The organism is Confluentibacter citreus (assembly GCF_002807055.1).
GTDB lineage: Bacteria > Bacteroidota > Bacteroidia > Flavobacteriales > Flavobacteriaceae > Confluentibacter > Confluentibacter citreus.
This window is the reverse complement of sequence record NZ_NIXN01000005.1, coordinates 98,742-116,121: the sequence shown is the minus strand read 5'-3', so window position 1 is coordinate 116,121 and position 17,380 is coordinate 98,742. Positions and strand designations below refer to the sequence as shown.

14 protein-coding genes are annotated in these 17,380 nt (G+C 33.9%); 9 read left to right on the top strand and 5 right to left on the bottom strand.

The genetic code is table 11. The features are described from left to right. The first annotated feature begins 67 nt into the window (after window positions 1-67). Together CDH49_RS10865 and CDH49_RS10860 are read left to right on the top strand one after the other, a co-directional pair. Window positions 68-1,381: an agmatine deiminase family protein gene (locus CDH49_RS10865; RefSeq protein WP_157805303.1), complete on the top strand. Its 1,314-nt coding sequence runs from the start codon at window positions 68-70 to the stop codon at window positions 1,379-1,381. An 82-nt stretch (window positions 1,382-1,463) separates the two neighbouring features. Further along, window positions 1,464-2,195, top strand: a complete 732-nt coding sequence (locus CDH49_RS10860; protein ID WP_100615536.1) for a hypothetical protein — start codon at window positions 1,464-1,466, stop codon at window positions 2,193-2,195. A 153-nt stretch (window positions 2,196-2,348) separates the two neighbouring features. Here CDH49_RS10860 and CDH49_RS10855 read toward each other — a convergent pair whose 3' ends face one another. The 5 genes from CDH49_RS10855 to bshC form a co-directional block, all read right to left on the bottom strand. Beyond that, entirely contained in the window at window positions 2,349-2,576 is a 228-nt protein-coding gene (locus CDH49_RS10855) for a DUF3820 family protein (protein WP_100615535.1), read from the bottom strand. 5 nt (window positions 2,577-2,581) lie between these two features. Further along, window positions 2,582-4,510 carry a LysM peptidoglycan-binding domain-containing protein gene (locus CDH49_RS10850; RefSeq protein WP_100615534.1) on the bottom strand — a complete coding sequence of 643 codons (1,929 nt, stop codon included), beginning with the start codon at window positions 4,508-4,510 and terminating at the stop codon, window positions 2,582-2,584. A 192-nt stretch (window positions 4,511-4,702) separates the two neighbouring features. Beyond that, entirely contained in the window at window positions 4,703-6,238 is a 1,536-nt protein-coding gene (gene guaA, locus CDH49_RS10845) for a glutamine-hydrolyzing GMP synthase (RefSeq protein WP_100615533.1), read from the bottom strand. A gap of 62 nt (window positions 6,239-6,300) precedes the next feature. Next, window positions 6,301-7,674 (bottom strand): pyridoxal phosphate-dependent decarboxylase family protein, encoded by a 1,374-nt coding sequence (locus CDH49_RS10840; RefSeq protein WP_100615532.1) that lies wholly within the window; start codon window positions 7,672-7,674, stop codon window positions 6,301-6,303. 84 nt (window positions 7,675-7,758) lie between these two features. Beyond that, window positions 7,759-9,369, bottom strand: coding sequence for a bacillithiol biosynthesis cysteine-adding enzyme BshC (gene bshC, locus CDH49_RS10835; protein ID WP_100615531.1), 1,611 nt, complete (start codon window positions 9,367-9,369; stop codon window positions 7,759-7,761). A gap of 289 nt (window positions 9,370-9,658) precedes the next feature. Between bshC and CDH49_RS10830 the strand changes: the two genes are divergently transcribed. The 7 genes from CDH49_RS10830 (at window position 9,659) to CDH49_RS10795 (ending at window position 17,259) form a co-directional block, all read left to right on the top strand. After that, on the top strand, window positions 9,659-10,909 hold the full coding sequence (locus CDH49_RS10830) for a carboxypeptidase-like regulatory domain-containing protein (RefSeq protein ID WP_100615530.1): 1,251 nt from the start codon (window positions 9,659-9,661) through the stop codon (window positions 10,907-10,909). A gap of 74 nt (window positions 10,910-10,983) precedes the next feature. Next, on the top strand, window positions 10,984-12,105 hold the full coding sequence (locus tag CDH49_RS10825; protein WP_100615529.1) for a hypothetical protein: 1,122 nt from the start codon (window positions 10,984-10,986) through the stop codon (window positions 12,103-12,105). Between the two features lie 191 nt (window positions 12,106-12,296). Then, window positions 12,297-12,938 carry a hypothetical protein gene (locus tag CDH49_RS10820; RefSeq protein ID WP_100615528.1) on the top strand — a complete coding sequence of 214 codons (642 nt, stop codon included), beginning with the start codon at window positions 12,297-12,299 and terminating at the stop codon, window positions 12,936-12,938. Window positions 12,939-13,213: 275 nt separating this feature from the next. Further along, a complete protein-coding gene (locus CDH49_RS10815; RefSeq protein WP_157805302.1) occupies window positions 13,214-13,714 on the top strand; it encodes a hypothetical protein in 501 nt (166 codons plus the stop codon). A 153-nt stretch (window positions 13,715-13,867) separates the two neighbouring features. Further along, on the top strand, window positions 13,868-14,545 hold the full coding sequence (locus CDH49_RS10805) for a hypothetical protein (protein ID WP_157805301.1): 678 nt from the start codon (window positions 13,868-13,870) through the stop codon (window positions 14,543-14,545). 108 nt (window positions 14,546-14,653) lie between these two features. Beyond that, window positions 14,654-14,971 carry a hypothetical protein gene (locus CDH49_RS10800; RefSeq protein ID WP_100615524.1) on the top strand — a complete coding sequence of 106 codons (318 nt, stop codon included), beginning with the start codon at window positions 14,654-14,656 and terminating at the stop codon, window positions 14,969-14,971. A 197-nt stretch (window positions 14,972-15,168) separates the two neighbouring features. Continuing rightward, on the top strand, window positions 15,169-17,259 hold the full coding sequence (locus CDH49_RS10795; protein WP_100615523.1) for an HAD hydrolase-like protein: 2,091 nt from the start codon (window positions 15,169-15,171) through the stop codon (window positions 17,257-17,259). The last annotated feature ends 121 nt before the right edge of the window (window positions 17,260-17,380 follow it).

The following is a 17,380-nucleotide window of genomic DNA, read 5'->3' as shown; positions in this document are numbered from 1 at the left end:
CTTATAAACCAAATCCATAGGACTCATTTTTATGCCTATAATTAGATTTATTTTTGCACAAAAGTCTTTGATTAGACTTGTTTTCATTTTGCTTTTAGCGCTCTTTACAAATAATATATTTTCGCAAAACAAAGGGAACCACTTTCGTTTTCCAGCAGAATTTGAACAGCAACAGGCTCTATGGCTTAGTTGGGAAAATGAAAATACTGCAATTCAAACAACGATTAGCAAAATTGTTGAAGGTCTTCTAGGGAAGGTTCCCATAAAAATTGCCACTTCTACGGCTCAAATTCAAAAATCCGCTAGAGAAACGCTGTATAAAATGGGCTTAGATGTAAGCATTATTCAATTTCATATATTGCCAGGATCAAGACTTTGGATTCGGGATAATGGTGCACAATTTTTAGTAAATGATGAAAAAGATTTAGCCACTGTAGATTTTAATTGGAGCAATTATGGTTATTATGATTGGCTGCTTAGCACCAGACCCCAGTTAGCGCTTTATTTTGCGGCCCTGAAAATGAATTCTCAAGAAAATCTGTATAGCGATACCGATAAAGAAATGGCTAGCATCATGAGAGCAAGACGCATAAAATCTGAATTGGTAATGGAAGGAGGCTCGCTGGAAACCAATGGCAAAGGTGTATTAATACAATCTGAACAGGTTACTTTGCAGCGCAATCCAGATTGGACCAAAGAAGAAATAGAGCAAGAATACCTGAGGGTCATGAATATAAAAAAAGTGATCTGGTTAAAAAACGGAACGGCAGATGACACCAGATCCTTTATTCCAAACAACGGTTACATATCTTTTGGAACAGGGGGTCATACCGATGAGTTTGTCAGATTTGCTAATGCCAATACCATTTTACTAGCTTGGATAGATGAAGAAGATATTAACAAACATCCTTTAAATCGAATAAATCATCTAAGGATGCTAGAAAATTATAACATATTAAAGGACGCTACCGATCAAGACGGCAAACCATTTAAAATTATCAAAGTACCCTTGCCTGATGTGATTGAATGGACTGCCGAAATTGTAGAGAAAGCTGGAGATATGGAATTTGATAAAGTGGAATCCAGTAGGCTTGCTCCAGACGACGCTAGAACTATAGGTGACAAAGTCACCCGAGTAGCATCCGTATCCTACCTTAATTTTCTAGTATCAAATGGTGTTATTATAAATGCGTCTTATACCAATCATGGGACATCTGCAGCCCATGAAGACAAAGTAAAAGCCATATTTAAAGAAGCGTTCCCTAACTTAGAACAAGTTTGGATTGATGCTTTACCATTAAATCGTATGGGCGGTGGCATACACTGCATCACACTTCAGGAACCTTTACATAAAATGCCCGAAAAGCTTAACATTCCTTAAATTGAATTCGTTTTAATAAGGCTTGATTTTATAAATTTTTTCAATTATCTTAGATTTATTTCTAAAATTTTAGAAAAGCAAAATGAACAACTACAAAACACTGTACTTATGGATGTTCATCCCTATGCTGTTTATGCAATTTGGGATTTTTAGAAATTATTGGGGTGACTTTGCTGACAATGCATGGTCTATTCATATACATTATTGGACGGGTACAGTTTGGTATATTTACCTAATCATTCAACCTTATTTTGCTACTCATGGACAGATAACAAGACATAGAACCAATGGAATAATTGGTATGTTCCTGGCCGGTGGTGTTTGCTTAACTGCTTTGAGTATGATGCACAGAGACATAGTGGCAACTGAAATGTCTTTGGCTAGTCCAGACCAATTTGGACCATTCCAACCATGGTTTTTTTTTGGTGTGGCTGCTGTAGAAATTGTAATGATGTCAGCTTTCGGATATGCGGTAATAAAAAGCATCCTACACAGGAAAGAAATCGAAAATCATGCATGGTGGTTAATTTCCACAGTATTCATCATTATGATGCCAGCTCTTGGTCGTGGAATACAAAACGTATATGTTGACATAAACAGCAAAGATTGGCCGGATATTGATATAATGCTTCCCATTTACCTTACTCAAATATTGATTATAGGAATGTTATGTCTGGGGGCTTGGAAATACGGCAAGCTGAAACATCCCGCTACTTACATCGCTTTAGGAGTTAATCTTTTTATATTTTTATTGGAGCCGATTGGAAAATCTGAAACTCTGCAAATATTCTTAAAAAGAATAATTAAAGGATGATTTATCAAGAAATAAAACAAAAAAAACACCGCATATGTTTTGGACTACACGGTTAAAATTGAGTTTTTTGTTCAACTAACTTTATTTTCAGAAAGTGAATGTATTTCTCCTTACTATTACATACTTGAACGTTAAACAAACCATTCAAAAACCTTATTTAGGATATTGCTTTTTAATAGTCCTAATCAATTCTTCCAAGCCATTAAGTTTTATTTCATATATCTGACTGAGCATATCACCCAACTTTCCCTTAGGGAAGCCTTTACTATGATACCAAACTACATAATGTTCGGGCAAGTCTATTAAATAGCGGTCTTTGTATTTACCAAAAGGCATTTTGGTATGCGCCAGTTCTATTAAAACGTTTTTATCGGGTATCACTAGGTTTATTGCTTTACCTCAACAATATCCAAATCTTGATACTTTAATAAATAAGCTGTGTCATTGTAGTAACCACCCATCATCTTCTTTTTGTATGCAAACTTGTTCTCCACATACTCTGTTAAAGTTGCTTCGTTAACAGATAAATACAAATCCTCAGACGTTACCAAACGCAATACCACATCCATGGTTAAATCAAAGCCTCTAGTGGCTCTTTTGTTGGGTGTTATATTATACATTTTGGTATAGGCATTCACGAAAGAATTATTATCACTTTCATTATACAGTTTTGAATTCGCTGCAAACATAAAATGAAGCGCCGATAATTGGTTATTGTTAATCTCATCACCATCAAAAGCCTCATTTTTATTTGTCGTAGTTAAAACAATTCTTATCCCTTGGTTGTTTTCTTCCCTATTACCATTCTGCATCAATGAATTTAACAAACTAGTCACATTAGATATAAACCCAACATTTTTTGTTTCTAAAAAGACAACGTTTTTACCTGGTTTTAGGTGCACTCTGATATCTTCAAGTGTTACAAAAAAACTGTCCTTACCTGCTTTGTTCTTTCTTGAAAATACTTGTTTTGCAGAAAGAAATTCCCTTTTGAGTTCGTTCGAAACTGCCATATTATCTGAGTCGGATATAATTACGACATTATCTACTGTCGTATCAGCTTTCACATAATTGATCAACTTAGCTTTTAATAAATCGTCTGTTGGCAACGATTGAAATTCATTATCCCTTAATTGCAAATTAGTACCAATCAAAGAAATTACAGGAATATTAAGTGGCCTTAATTCTGACGCTGCTTTTTCATAGCAATTGGGGGTTAACGGACCAATAACGGCATCTACACTTTTAAAATCATGGGATTGAATGATTCTTGACACTTCGCTTACTTCATATTTGGTATCGTATACATCTACTTTAAGCGACACTCCTAACTTTTTCAACGAATCTATAGCCATTAAAATACCCGAATGAAAATCTAATGACGCTTGCAAATAGCGGTCTTTGTTGATACTACTTTTTGTGCCTGAAATCGAATCAAAATCCACCCGATTCAACCTAAAAGGCAACATAATCGCTATGTGCTTCGTTTTGGAATCCTTAATTTTTAATGATAGATCGGTACTAGAGCTTTCATTGCCAATACCAACGGACGGAGAAAATGGAATTTTTAAGACCATCCCAACCTTTAAACCCGTTTCTTTTAAAGTCGGATTTAAAGCTTCCAATTCAGCTTGCTCAAGCCCTAATTTTAGCTTTAATCGGTAAAACCCTTCCTTAGGCAATACTTCATAATAACTATACTTTTCATCTACAATTTTTTCAGCCGTCTTCTCTATATTAGGAACATATATTTGCTGACCTTCTTGAAGCGCTTCTCCCATACTGGGATTAAGCGACTCCAATTCTTCAACAGAAATACCAAACTTATAGGCTATCCGCCATTTTCCTTCTTTGGGCTGAACAATATATGTTTTAGTACGTTCTTTAGAAGCTACTACTTCTGTTTCTTTAAAGATAGGTATTTGAAGTTTGTCGCCTTTATTTAAGGTATTGGAATACAAAAAAGTATTATGTTTTTTTATCTCATCTTCGGTAACATTATATTGTTTGGCAATACCATATAAAGTTTCCTTGCGAGATGTTTTGTGGTTTTTAAAACCTTGTAGTTCTTTCGTAGTTGTTACTTCGGGCTTTACACCTTTTGAAACTGGAATAATTAAAACCGTATTGGGTTTCAATCCTTTTTTTACTTCTGGATTTAAGCCATAAATATCAAAAGGTGTTACATAATAACGTTTAGCAATGCTCTCTATGGTTTCACCTTCTTTAACTTGGTGCGTACTGTAATTTTGTGCATATGTTGTATTGAAACCAAAAACCAATACAAAACTGAATACGGTAAAAAATTTAATCATATAATCTATTTTAAAATGGCGTTATGTATTATAAATAACGTTCTTTAATAACTATGCATATAGCATGCCAAAGAAATAGCATACAATTTAAGAATAATTTTTTTTAAACTATTTTATATACGGATGATCTTATTAAAAAGACTGTCCATACATCTATAAATATAGTTTATAATTAATGTACCCATCCAAAAATTACTCCCACTCAATAGTGGCTGGTGGTTTGGAGCTAATATCGTAAACTACCCTATTAACGCCTTTCACTTTATTTATAATATCGTTTGAGGTTTTTTGAAGAAATTCGTAAGGTAAATTTACCCAATCGGCTGTCATACCGTCGGTACTTTCAACTGCTCTAAGAGCAACACATTTTTCGTAAGTACGCTCATCGCCCATTACACCCACGCTATTTACCGGTAGCAACATAGCACCGGCTTGCCAAACCTTGTCATACAGCCCCCATGCTTTTAAACCGTTAATAAAAATAGCATCTACTTCCTGTAAAATGCGTACTTTTTCGGCAGTGATATCTCCCAAAATACGAATACCTAAACCAGGACCAGGGAACGGATGACGTCCTAATAGTTCGGGGTCGATACCTAAAGTAGCACCTACACGTCTCACCTCATCTTTAAATAAGGCTCGTAATGGTTCCACGATTTGAAGTTTCATAAAATCTGGCAATCCACCCACATTATGATGGCTTTTTATGGTTGCTGAAGGACCTCCTGTAGCCGACACACTTTCGATAACATCGGGATAAATAGTGCCTTGTGCCAACCATTTGACGTCCGTAAGTTTATGTGCTTCGTCATCAAAAACTTCAATAAAGGCATTACCGATGGCTTTTCGTTTTTTCTCTGGGTCTTCTATACCGGCCAAGGCATCCAAAAATCGTTTTGAAGCATCGACGCCTTTAACATTAAGTCCCATACCCTCGTATTGATTCAGTACATTTTCAAATTCATTTTTACGAAGCAAGCCGTTATTAACAAAAATGCAATATAAATTTTTCCCTATGGCTTTATTTAAAAGCACGGCTGCTACAGTAGAATCCACACCACCTGAAAGTCCCAATACCACTTTATCATCACCTACTTTCTCTCTAAGCGCCTCAACCGTTTCTTCAACAAACGATTGTGGCGTCCAATCTTGGTTAACTCCTGCAATATGCACTAAAAAGTTTTCCAACAATTGTTTACCGTCGGTAGTATGATAAACTTCAGGATGAAATTGAATGGCATAGGTTTCTTCTCCTTCAATTCTATAAGCGGCATTTGCAACATCGTTGGTGCTTCCTATTAAAACCCCATTTGTTGGCAAATGTTTAATCGTATCGCTGTGGCTCATCCAAACTTGGCTGCCTTCATTTATTTTATTAAAAAATGGCTCATCCTTTTTTATGAAAGATAAATGGGCGCGACCATACTCCCTAGTATTAGATGGCGCTACTTCCCCACCCGAAAAATGTGCTAAATATTGTGCGCCATAGCAAACTGCCAGCAATGGCTTTTTTCCTCGAATATTAGATAAATCTGGATGCGGGGCATCATCTCCCCTTACCGAAAACGGACTTCCAGAAAGCACAACAGCGTTGTATTCTGAAACTGTTTGGGGAATTTTGTTGTAGGGATGAATTTCGCAATAAATATTGAGTTCTCTAACTCTGCGGGCAATAAGCTGTGTGTATTGCGAACCGAAATCTAAAATAAGTACCTTGTTATGTTGCATGCGCAAAAATAACAATGATTTTATAATTTCGATTTACGATTTTAGATTTTTTGAATTAATTTTTAAACCATCGATTCCAAAATCATTTTTATATCATTTTCTGTCGTATCTGGGTTTATAAAACAGAAACGTGACACAGTTTCAAACGTGTCTCCTCTTTTCCATTTGGTGGGCGTTACCAATGCGAATCCTTTTTTATGATTTTCGTAAGTCCACTTTGTATAATCTTCAGGATTCCAACCAATTCTTCTATATAAAACACAGGACAAACTTGGTTCCCTAACCAATTCCACATGTGGCATTTCTTCTATTAATTGGCCGGCTATTTGTGCCAATTCTATACCACGTTCAACGGCTTGTTTGTATCTATCGGTACCATGCATGGCCAATGAAAACCATAAGGGCAATCCCCTTACCCTTCTTGTTAATTGTATTTGATAGTCGGCAGGATTGAAACCTTGCGAGCCTTCATCTTTAAAAATATCCAAATAAGAGCCTTCTTGTGTATGTGCCTGTTTTGCCAATTCTGGATTTTTATAAATAATAGCGCCACAATCGTAGGGCGAAAATAGCCATTTGTGTGGATCAATGGTAATACTATCAGCTGCTTCTATGCCTGCAAACAAATGCTTCACCGAATCGGACAATAGCGCACCACCACCATAAGCAGCATCTACATGAAACCAAAGTTTTTCCTTCTTACAGATTTCTGCAATCCCTTTTAAATCATCTATAATCCCAGCATTGGTTGTTCCTGCCGTTGCTACTATGGCAAAAAGACGTTTTCGTTGATTTTCTGTTAGGGACTCCATCTTACTTTGAAGGTTGGATGCATGCATTCTGTCTTCGGTGTCCACATATAACACATCGGCATCAATCACTTTCGCCATAGCTTTGACGGATGAATGTGCCCCTATGGACGTGATAATCAATCCCTTTTCATTGTTGTTTTGTTGATTCAAACTTCGCCAATATTCTCTGGCCGTTACTATAGCCGATAGGTTTGCTGCTGTACCACCACTTGTAAACACACCAAAAGCGCCTTCTGGCAAACCCGTTAAGGACACCATCCATTTCATAGCTTCGTTTTCACAAAAAATCCCTCCAGCACCTTCCATCCAATAAGCGCCATGAATGCTTGATGCCGATGTTACTAAATCGAACATGATAGCAGCTCTTGTAGGCGACGCAGGCACAAATGCTAAATGCCGTGGATGATCAATGGACACGTTAGCATTCATTAAATGCTTCTTCCATAAATTAAAAGCCACCTCGCCACCAATACCTTTTGGGGTGATAGTCTCCCCTACCAAAACCTTTAATTCTTGAGCTGTTTTCGGATGACCTATATGGCGATTGGAGGCAGAAATCCTATCAATGGCATATTTCATAACATCCATCGTCATTTCCACCAATTCAATATCTATTTTATGCATGGTTTTTACAAATAAATTTGCATTTTGATTTATACAAATTTAGTGATTAACTAATAGATGATTTGAAATATAAGATTTTAATAGTTAAAGTGTTACTACAAGAAACTCACTTCTTAAGGGTTGTAAATTTTCGATAAGACTGGGAATAAGTTCTTCGCCATACTCTAAATAAAATTCAGAAAAATTGGTGTTTCGCTCTTGAAGTCCTTGATTGGGGAATAACTCATTTTGAAGCTCGGTCATTCTTAAAACTTGTTCAGCCAATTTCTTTTTTTGTGCTTTTAACAAACGCTTTTCAAGATGTTCAAGTCCTTTTATTTGTTTGATTTCCTGCGCTTTTACAGCTCCTAAAAAGGATTTATCGGTTTGTTCCGCAAGGGTATATAACGCTTCAAACTCCTGATTTAATAATACCTTTTGGGTTGAAAAATCAATATCAATATTGGAAATTTCCCTGACTTTTTTATTGATGAAAGCATCCCGTTTTAAAAACAGATCTTCGTTGGAAATTCCTAATTTCCCCAATTTATCAGATTGCTTTTGGGTTTTAATCAATACCGAATTCCTTAATAATAGTATGGGGAATGGTACATTAACTGCATTAAAAAAATCCTTCAACTGAAGCCAATACGCTAACTCACCGCCACCGCCAATATAACACAGGTTTGGCAATATAACTTCTTGGTATAATGGTCGCATGATGACATTTGGACTAAACCGCTCTGGGTGTGTTTTAACTTCTTCCAAAATAGCTTCTTTAGTCCAAGTGATATTGGTATTGACAACACTATACATATTGTTTTCAAAAACAATACGTTCCCTCAAATTTTCACTTATATAAAATAAATTAATTTCACGTGGATTTACCTGAATACCATAAGGTTGATTTGGCAAATTGTTTATGTGTTCATTCGTTTTAGAAACCGTCTTGAATGCCATTTCGTTTACCAATTCATTTTCCATAAAAGGAACAAACAATTGTTTTAAGTCCCTATCAGCCGCATTAAGAATAACCAAACCATAATCTTTAAATAATTCATTCGCTAAATAACGCGTGGCATCCGCTAAATTTGAATGTTCCAAATAGGCATATCTAAAAAGAGACTTTAAATAATCAGCATTTTTGGTATGTCCGAGTTCCAAAGAAAACAAATCAAAAACCGCTTTTAAACCTTCCGTAGACAAGTCGCCCACAGCACCATGTGATTCTTTTTCCCAATGGATTTTTTTCCCTTTAAAATTAAAATAATTTATTTCCTCAAAATCATGGTCTTCCGTAGCCATCCAATAGATTGGCACAAAATTATAGTCTGGGTAGGTTGACTTTAATATTTTGGTAAGATTAATGGTGGAAACAATTTTATATAAAAAGTATAACGGACCAGTGAATAAATTTAATTGATGGCCTGTGGTAATTGTGAATGTTTTATGGGATTTCAAACTTTCAATGTTTTCAACCGTCATATGTGAAGTTTCAATCTGTGCATATTGCTTTCTTAAAACCGATGCCAAAACGTGGCGTTGGGATTCTGAAACATCTTTAGACCGTTCTTTATCCTGTACTTGCTTTTTAAAATTTTCTAAGGATGGGAATCTATTGTAAAACGGATTTAACTCTGGTTTTTCATCTAAGTAATCACAGATTAGTGAAGAAAAATAGCCTGTTTTTTTAAATGAAATACCTTCCAATGCCATAGTTGATTTTTAAAATAATTGAGCGCATAAATATACTGTTAATACATTTTCAAATTCTAAAAATTTAGTTAAGAATTCTGGTTAAACCCTAAACCAAAGACAATTCATCATTTTTTAATTGCATTATATTCCCCTTTTTAGAGTTCTCCATATTAAAATACACTTATAAATGGTGTCATTTTAAAGATATCATTAAATAAGCAAACATACCGATTTGTTAAAACCCCTTAATTATTAGAAAGTTACACAAATATTTTGTACTTTAATACTTCGCTAAACTACATATGATATGAAAAGAGATGTTTTTTTTAGAGCAGTCTGTATCCTTTTTATAAATTGCTCGCTTGTAAATGCCCAAGATATTACTTCGTTTAAGGAAATAACGGGCACCGTCATAGATCAAAAAACCAAAAGCAAATTAGTGTTTGCAGATTTGGTTATTAATGATTCTAACATTAGCACAGTCACCAATACAGATGGTGGGTTTTCACTAAAAATACCTAATCATCTTTTAGAAGGGACTATCACCATTAGTCATTTGGGATACCAAAAAATAGAACTTAAGATTTCTGACATTTCTAAAGATGAGAACATTTATTTGGAACCCTCCATAATCCAGCTAGATGAAGTAAAAATTGCCCCTAAATATAGTAATGCTCGGGCCTTGGTTATTGAAACACTAAGCAAAAAGAATACGTTGTATAATGATGACAACATGCTAATGACTGCTTTTTATAGAGAAACCATTAAAAAAAGAAGAAAAAATGCTTCCTTATCCGAAGCGGTTGTTCAAATACACAAACAGCCCTATAAAAACTCAAGAAATGATAATATTGAACTTATTAAGGCTAGGAAGAAAACCGATTATACACGATTAGATACTCTTGCCATGAAGCTTCAGGGAGGACCATTCAGCAATTTATATATTGATATTATTAAATATCCTGAGTATATATTTGATATTGAAAACATTGAATATTATAATTTCAGTTTTGATGAACCCACTCAAATAGACAATACCCTTGTTTACGTGGTGAATTTCGAGCAAAACCCTGGTATAGAAACCCCTTTATACTTCGGAAAACTGTATATAGATGCCGAAAATTTAGCACTTAAAAGTGCCGTATACAGCTTAAATGTTAAAAACAAACAATTAGCTAGCGAGATGTATGTGCGTAAAAAACCAAGAAAAGCCGATGTGTATCCTACCGAAGCCACTTATAGGGTGAATTATAGAACTCAAAATGGCAAATGGCATTATGCCTACAGTAATATCTTGCTAACTTTTAAAGTAGATTGGCAAGGCAAACTTTTTAATAGCGTATATACCTTAAATAGTGAAATGGCGGTAACCGATTGGAAAATTATGGACACTAAATTAGTTAAAAACAATAGCATGTTATTCCCATCAACCATTTTAACGGAACAGGTTTCTGGTTTTTCAGATCCCGCATTTTGGGGCGAATACAATATTATTGAGCCTGAAAAATCTATTGAAACAGCCATTGAAAAGATTAAAAAACAGTTAGAACGTACTTAAACCTTTTAAAACCAAACCCCTCCATGCCGTCTTAAAAGCGTGTTTGTTTCGTATATAGCCCTAAACATGCACCAATGAAATACTTAACCTACTTAATTAGCAAACCCGCTTTGGGTTTGCTTACTATACTTTTGTTATTTTCTTGTTCCGAGGAGAAAATAACTACAGATACCATTATTGTCCATAATCCGTTAGAAAATCCAGAAGATGGCCCTCCAGCTGGTAATCCTGAAGGCAATGCCCCTATTCCCTTTGAAGCTGGCTTGGAAAGTGTTACAAATCCAGACACGGTAGTTGGTAATGGCACACCAGAAAGTTGCAACTGTGATGCCGTTGTTGCGGCCGTTGCCCAAGGTGGCAAAATAGTTTTTAACTGCGGCACCGAACCTGTAACCATAACAATGGACAGACCAGCCAAGGTGTTTAACAATGCCAATCCAGACGTTATTATTGACGGTGGCGGACTCGTTACCTTAAGCGGCAATGGTATCACCAGAATTTTATATATGAACACTTGCGACCAAAACCAAGTGTGGACAACTAGCCATTGCCAAAACCAAGATACACCTAGATTGACGGTACAAAACATCACTTTTGCCGACGGTAATGCCACCCAAGAAAACGAATACGATGGCGGTGGTGCCATTTGGGTAAGAGGCGGACGTTTTAAGGCAGTCAATACCCGATTTTTTAATAATATTTGTGCCAGCTCAGGCCCCGATGTGGGCGGTGGTGCTATTCGTGTGTTTAGTCAGTTTAATAATCTACCTGTTTATATTACCAATTGCACCTTTGGTGGTGCGGATGGTTTTGGTAATGTGGGTTCTAACGGTGGTGGCATAAGCAGTATTGGCGTGTCATGGACGATTATAAACAGTCTCTTTTCCCATAACCAAGCCATCGGTAATGGTGGCAACCCATCGCAATCTGGAACGCCGGGTGGTGGCAGTGGTGGTGCTATTTATAACGATGGCAATACCATGACCTTAAGTTTGCATGGAACCAAAATTGAACATAACGAAGTGAACGCGTATGGTGCCTCCATATTTTTTGTGAGTAACGATCACTCTGGAAATATTAACATTACCAATTCTGTTATAAGAAACAACATTGGTGGCTCTTGGTACCCGGTGTACCCTAGCATTTCCATGCATGCCGATACACCTATTGCGGTAAGTAATTCTACTATAGAATAAGAGACATTATAGAGACGCAAGAACAGGAAATTGCCGAAATGGAAAAAATGATTGAAAGGCTTGAAAATGAATAATTACAAAAGCACTAAATATTATATTTTTGTATATCATCATATGTATGTAATTTTATAAAACAATGTAAAATTTTATGATTAGAAAGAATTTAATATAAAATTTTAATATGTATTATCATGGGATTGTTTTCATTCACCTCAAAAAGAAAAGACTCAGGAACAGATGTCATTAAAAAACTAGAAGCGCTCGGTTATTATAAATATGCCAATCCTGATAAAGTAGCTGAATTAAAAACCGATTTGGTTAATAGCTTTAACAAAAATAAAATAGTATCGACTGTAATTGATGACAAAACGCTGTTACCCTATGATTACAGACTCTATTTTTGTGATGGAGAAGCACTATTTGAGGAGGGCGGATTAGAAGATTATTTAGGTTATGCTAAACATGCGTTTCAAAAGCGTGGATTAAAATTTGACTGGAATAATGAGATTTCAGAAGAAGAAGTTAACCACTTGAACCATAGGATTACTGTAAATGGCAAAGAATACGTTGCCTTTGAAGGGTCTATGGAGAAAATGAATATTTGGGGAGTTGCCCAATTAAACTTTTATAGATTATTAAACGACCAACTAGAAATGCAAGGTTCTAATGAGCAAGTTTATCCTATTTCAGGAGGAGAAGACGGTCAATTTATTTTTTTAACCCCAGAACTTTTCGATTATATTTCAACGACTTTTTATCAAGGTAAGGATTTCAAGAAATGGGACATCCCTTATCCTGTTGAGAAATGGAATGAAGTAACTAGATTAAGATAAAATGTCATACACCACACATTATAAAACAGTTGGCATAAATGAGTTAGTAAGCATTTAGTTTCAAATCAACTTTTATAACGATAGTTACAAACGTACCCCGAAAGTCCAAGTATTTCCATGCATGCCGATACGCCCATTTCGGTAACCAATTCTATTATTGAATAAAATTGTGTATTAAAAAATTACTTCTGTAAGTATTTTAGTTATTTTTGAGAGTATATATAATGTGGATATAGACAATTGTCTATATCCAATTGTTGCCAACCATTTGAGAAATGACTAAACGAGAAAAATATAGAATAATGGATTTGTTGTTGGTTAAATACCAAAAACAAAGCGTTACATCTAAAATATCTCAAGAAATTAATATTGATTTTCATATAGTTCATTCTTTGGCAAAGGATTTAGTTGAACAAGGTCTTTTATATGATTACCACGAAATTGCCAATAAAGGAAGGGAACATCATGGGGATTTTATCGCTACAACATCTCAAAAAGGTTTATTTTTTTTAAATGTAGAGGGCGGATTTAAAAACAAATACAAACAATATATACTAAATAAAAGTTGGACTGTAGTTAAAATTATTGCAGCCGTTGCTAATGCTGTAATAATAATATGCATATCAATTTGGGCTATTATTGAATCAAAAAAATCTTCCGAAATTGAAGATAGAATTATAGATTTAGAAAATATACATTTAAAAAATCCGACCGACCAAAAAACCGTAAAAGATTTAAAAACTGATTCCATAATTGACAATATTAAGCCTGATTAAAAAAACGGTTGGCAACACCGTGTATAAAAAATTGCTAGTTTTAGCTGGCACAAAGTTGGTTGCACGTTTGCCGGCTTCCGATTTTCCTTCGGAAAATCCTCGCCCCCAAACACGCAACTTTCCATACACGAACACGTTGGGCGTAATTTGAGAATGAACATTTTTAACGACATAAATCAGTTTTATAATAATCGAAATTCTGAAAATTGGAATTTTGCGAAACACTATATACCTGAATTTTTTGAATCAAAATTTATAGTTCATTGGGATTACGGAATAATAGAAAATTTCCCTTTTGACCATTATCCTTTGCAAAAAGAAACCTTAGAGGAAATAAATAAGCGTGTGAAAATTGAGCAGGAATATGATGTCCTACTGAAAGATGAAAAGCTTTATAAGCCAATAGCAATAAGTGATTTAGCAAAACGATTTAATGTTCCGTTTTCACATAAAACGACAACTCTGATTCCTGAAACCCCTGGAACTTCTTTCTTGGATAAATTGAGTTTAACCAAACTGAAAGACTCTTTAAAAAGACTTTCGGAAAACACAAAACTGAATTTATTAATCTATGATTCAGAAGAATATAATTATCATACTGATTTAAAAAAAGAATATATTGATCTAGATTTAGAACAGTATTTTGAAATTCAAGAAATGTTTGGGTTTCAATTAGAGACCTGTCTTTTTTCAAAGAATTTGGACTGGTGTCTAACGACAGCAGAAGATGCACCAATGCTTTTGGGTTGCAGAAAAGAATTGGAATCTGACATAAAAAAGAAAATGACTTTGGAATTGTTTAAAGTCGAAGACGATGAAGAAATTTATTAAAAAAACTACGCCCAACACCGTGTATAAAAAATTGCTAGTTTTAGCTAGCACAAAGTTGGTTGCACGTTTGCTGGCTTCCGATTTTGCTTACGCCAGTTCGCTGCACTCGTGTCCTTCGGAAAATCCTCACCCCCAAACACGCAACTTTCCATACAAATAACACGTTGTCAACAAGCTGAAAAAATAAGTGAATATAAATACGGAGACAGGACATATAAATTAACTAATGGAAATTACGATCTTGAATTACCAGATGATATTAAAGTACCTGAATCAGTATTTAAATATTACGGAAATACAAATTTCAGCATAGATGCAATAATCAACAACTTACCAAAAGAAACAAATAATTTGCAGAACACTTACGACTCAGAAATAAAAGACACCTATTTAGATTACAAAATTGAGGGTATTAGTGATACATAATTTCCTTTTAAAGTTTTTATTTAATACTTATCGAAAAAGCGACCATTAAATAAAAAAAAATTACTTTCGTATTCCGTTAATTATATATTATTAATTGTCATATAGCCAACATCAAGACTACCAAGCTATGGCAGTAACATAATAGTTTTTAGCTAATTTTATAATCGACCTCTCTAAGGCGATAAACTTAATTTTAAATGAAGAAGACAAGTAATTCTTTAACAAATGGTATAAATTCTGGTTCTGTAATTTTTTGTGATATGTTTGATACTGTTGTGCACAGATCAGTACATCCTAATTATGTTATACGTTTATGGTCTAAAACAATGATTAGGGAGTTAGGATTAAACATAGATATTGACAGTTTATATTTTATACGTAAAGAGGTAGAACTATTTTTGAGTGAAAAATATAATCTATTACATGTCGAAATTTCTTATGATATAGTAATTAAAGAAATTTATAATAGGCTTTTATGTAATAATATTCTTAGTAATATACCTTATCCTAAATTTAAAAATTATTTTGAAAAAGCAGATATACATGTTGAAATAAAGGTACAATTCATAAATAAGAATACTATTAATCAATTAACTAAACTTAAAAATGATAATCACAAGATTTACTGTGTTTCTGATTTTTATACCTCAAAGAAAGTCCTAACAAAAATATTGGATCATCATAATATCTTGGACCTGTTTGAAGATATCTTTGTCTCTTCAGAATATAAGTGTAGTAAACATACTGGTAATTTATATAACTGTCTTTTAACTGCTTTAGAGTTAGATCCAACAAATGTTACTATGATTGGTGATAATTTTAAACACGATATTGTTAATGCAAAAAAATGCAGTTTAAATACTATTTATATTGCCAATAAAGATGTTTCTACAACAAGATTAAAATATTCCTATGGATCTGATACCTATAACTATAAGAAGGTATTGAAAGGTATTTATAAACGCTGTAATTCTAAACAAGCACCTGGAAATAGTGATTATGTTTTGTTTTATTATAATTATACAGAACGATTATATTTTAAATTAAAACAGGAAGGCATTAAAAATATATTCTTTTTGGCTAGAGAAGGTTTATTTTTAAAGAAACTATTTGATTTTTATCAGAATTACTTTGCTTTAAATGACGAGGATTTAATTGTCTCTCATTATCTAAAAACATCCAGACAAGCGAGTATGTTAGTCTCTTTAAAAAGTATTGATAAGGAAGAATTTTCTTTTTTAAGAAATAAATACCCAAAATTAACTCCACATGGGTTTTTAAAGAATTTTGATTTTGAAGAGGATGTCATTAATACCATTTTATCCAATCTAAAATTAGAAAATATCCAATTTAACAGCATTCCAGATTTTCTTGATTCTGAAGTTTATGAAACAATTAAACAAAATGAATTATTTATTACCCATTATGATAAAAAACGTTTCGAACAGAAAACTTATTTTGATACTTATTTAAAATCGTTTAATGTTAATTTTATTGAGGAAGGTTTACATCTGGCCGATATTGGTTGGGGTGGGACAATGCAGGAAAGACTTTATGATTATTTTAATGGAGAGGTAAAGGTTTATGGATATTATTTAGGCATAAGAGAAGTTTATAATATTACCGAAAACTCAAAACGCTTTGGTTTAAATTACTCCGTTTATCCTTTTGCCAGTTATTCAGATCACATCCTTAGGGGCAATATTGAATTAAATGAACAATTACTTTCTGCTCCTCATGGAAGCACGATTTCTTATAACTTAAATGCCACCTCGTTTTCAAAAGAATTTCATCAGGATGATGAAAAAAGAATTTTTGATAATAACATTTCAAAAATTCAAGATTTTATGTTTAAACAGTTTCAAATGATGATAAAAGAGTTTGACAACATTTGTTATTCTCCTGTAACTATGCAAAAAGAAATGACTAATTATGCTTTACGCATTGGTATTTTTGCTTCAAAAAAGAATATATCAGAAATGATTAAAATTTCTGAAGGGTTTTATTCTAATGTTGGAGATTTTTCCAAAGGCTTAACAATTGGTACCAATCGCAGTAAAAAGGACATGTTAGACAATGTTAAAACCTTTATTTTAACACCCGAAAAACAATTCAGATATTTATTAAGACTTAAACCTTATTTGTTTACCAAAAAGAAGTTTCTGTTATTAGCAATATTTCCTTCTTACATCATTTATTGGTATATAAAGTTTAATATTTGGATGCGTCAATCGCTTTTAACAGAACGCTTTTATTTAAAATATGCATTTTTCAATTTTAAAAAATAACCACCAGTATTAGATAATAACTTAGTTTTTTTATTATCGATCCTTTTCTAAACACCCCAGCTAGCGCTCGTTTGCGAAGAGTGCCGTCAAAGATTGGCGCCACACTTCCGCGACATTGCAC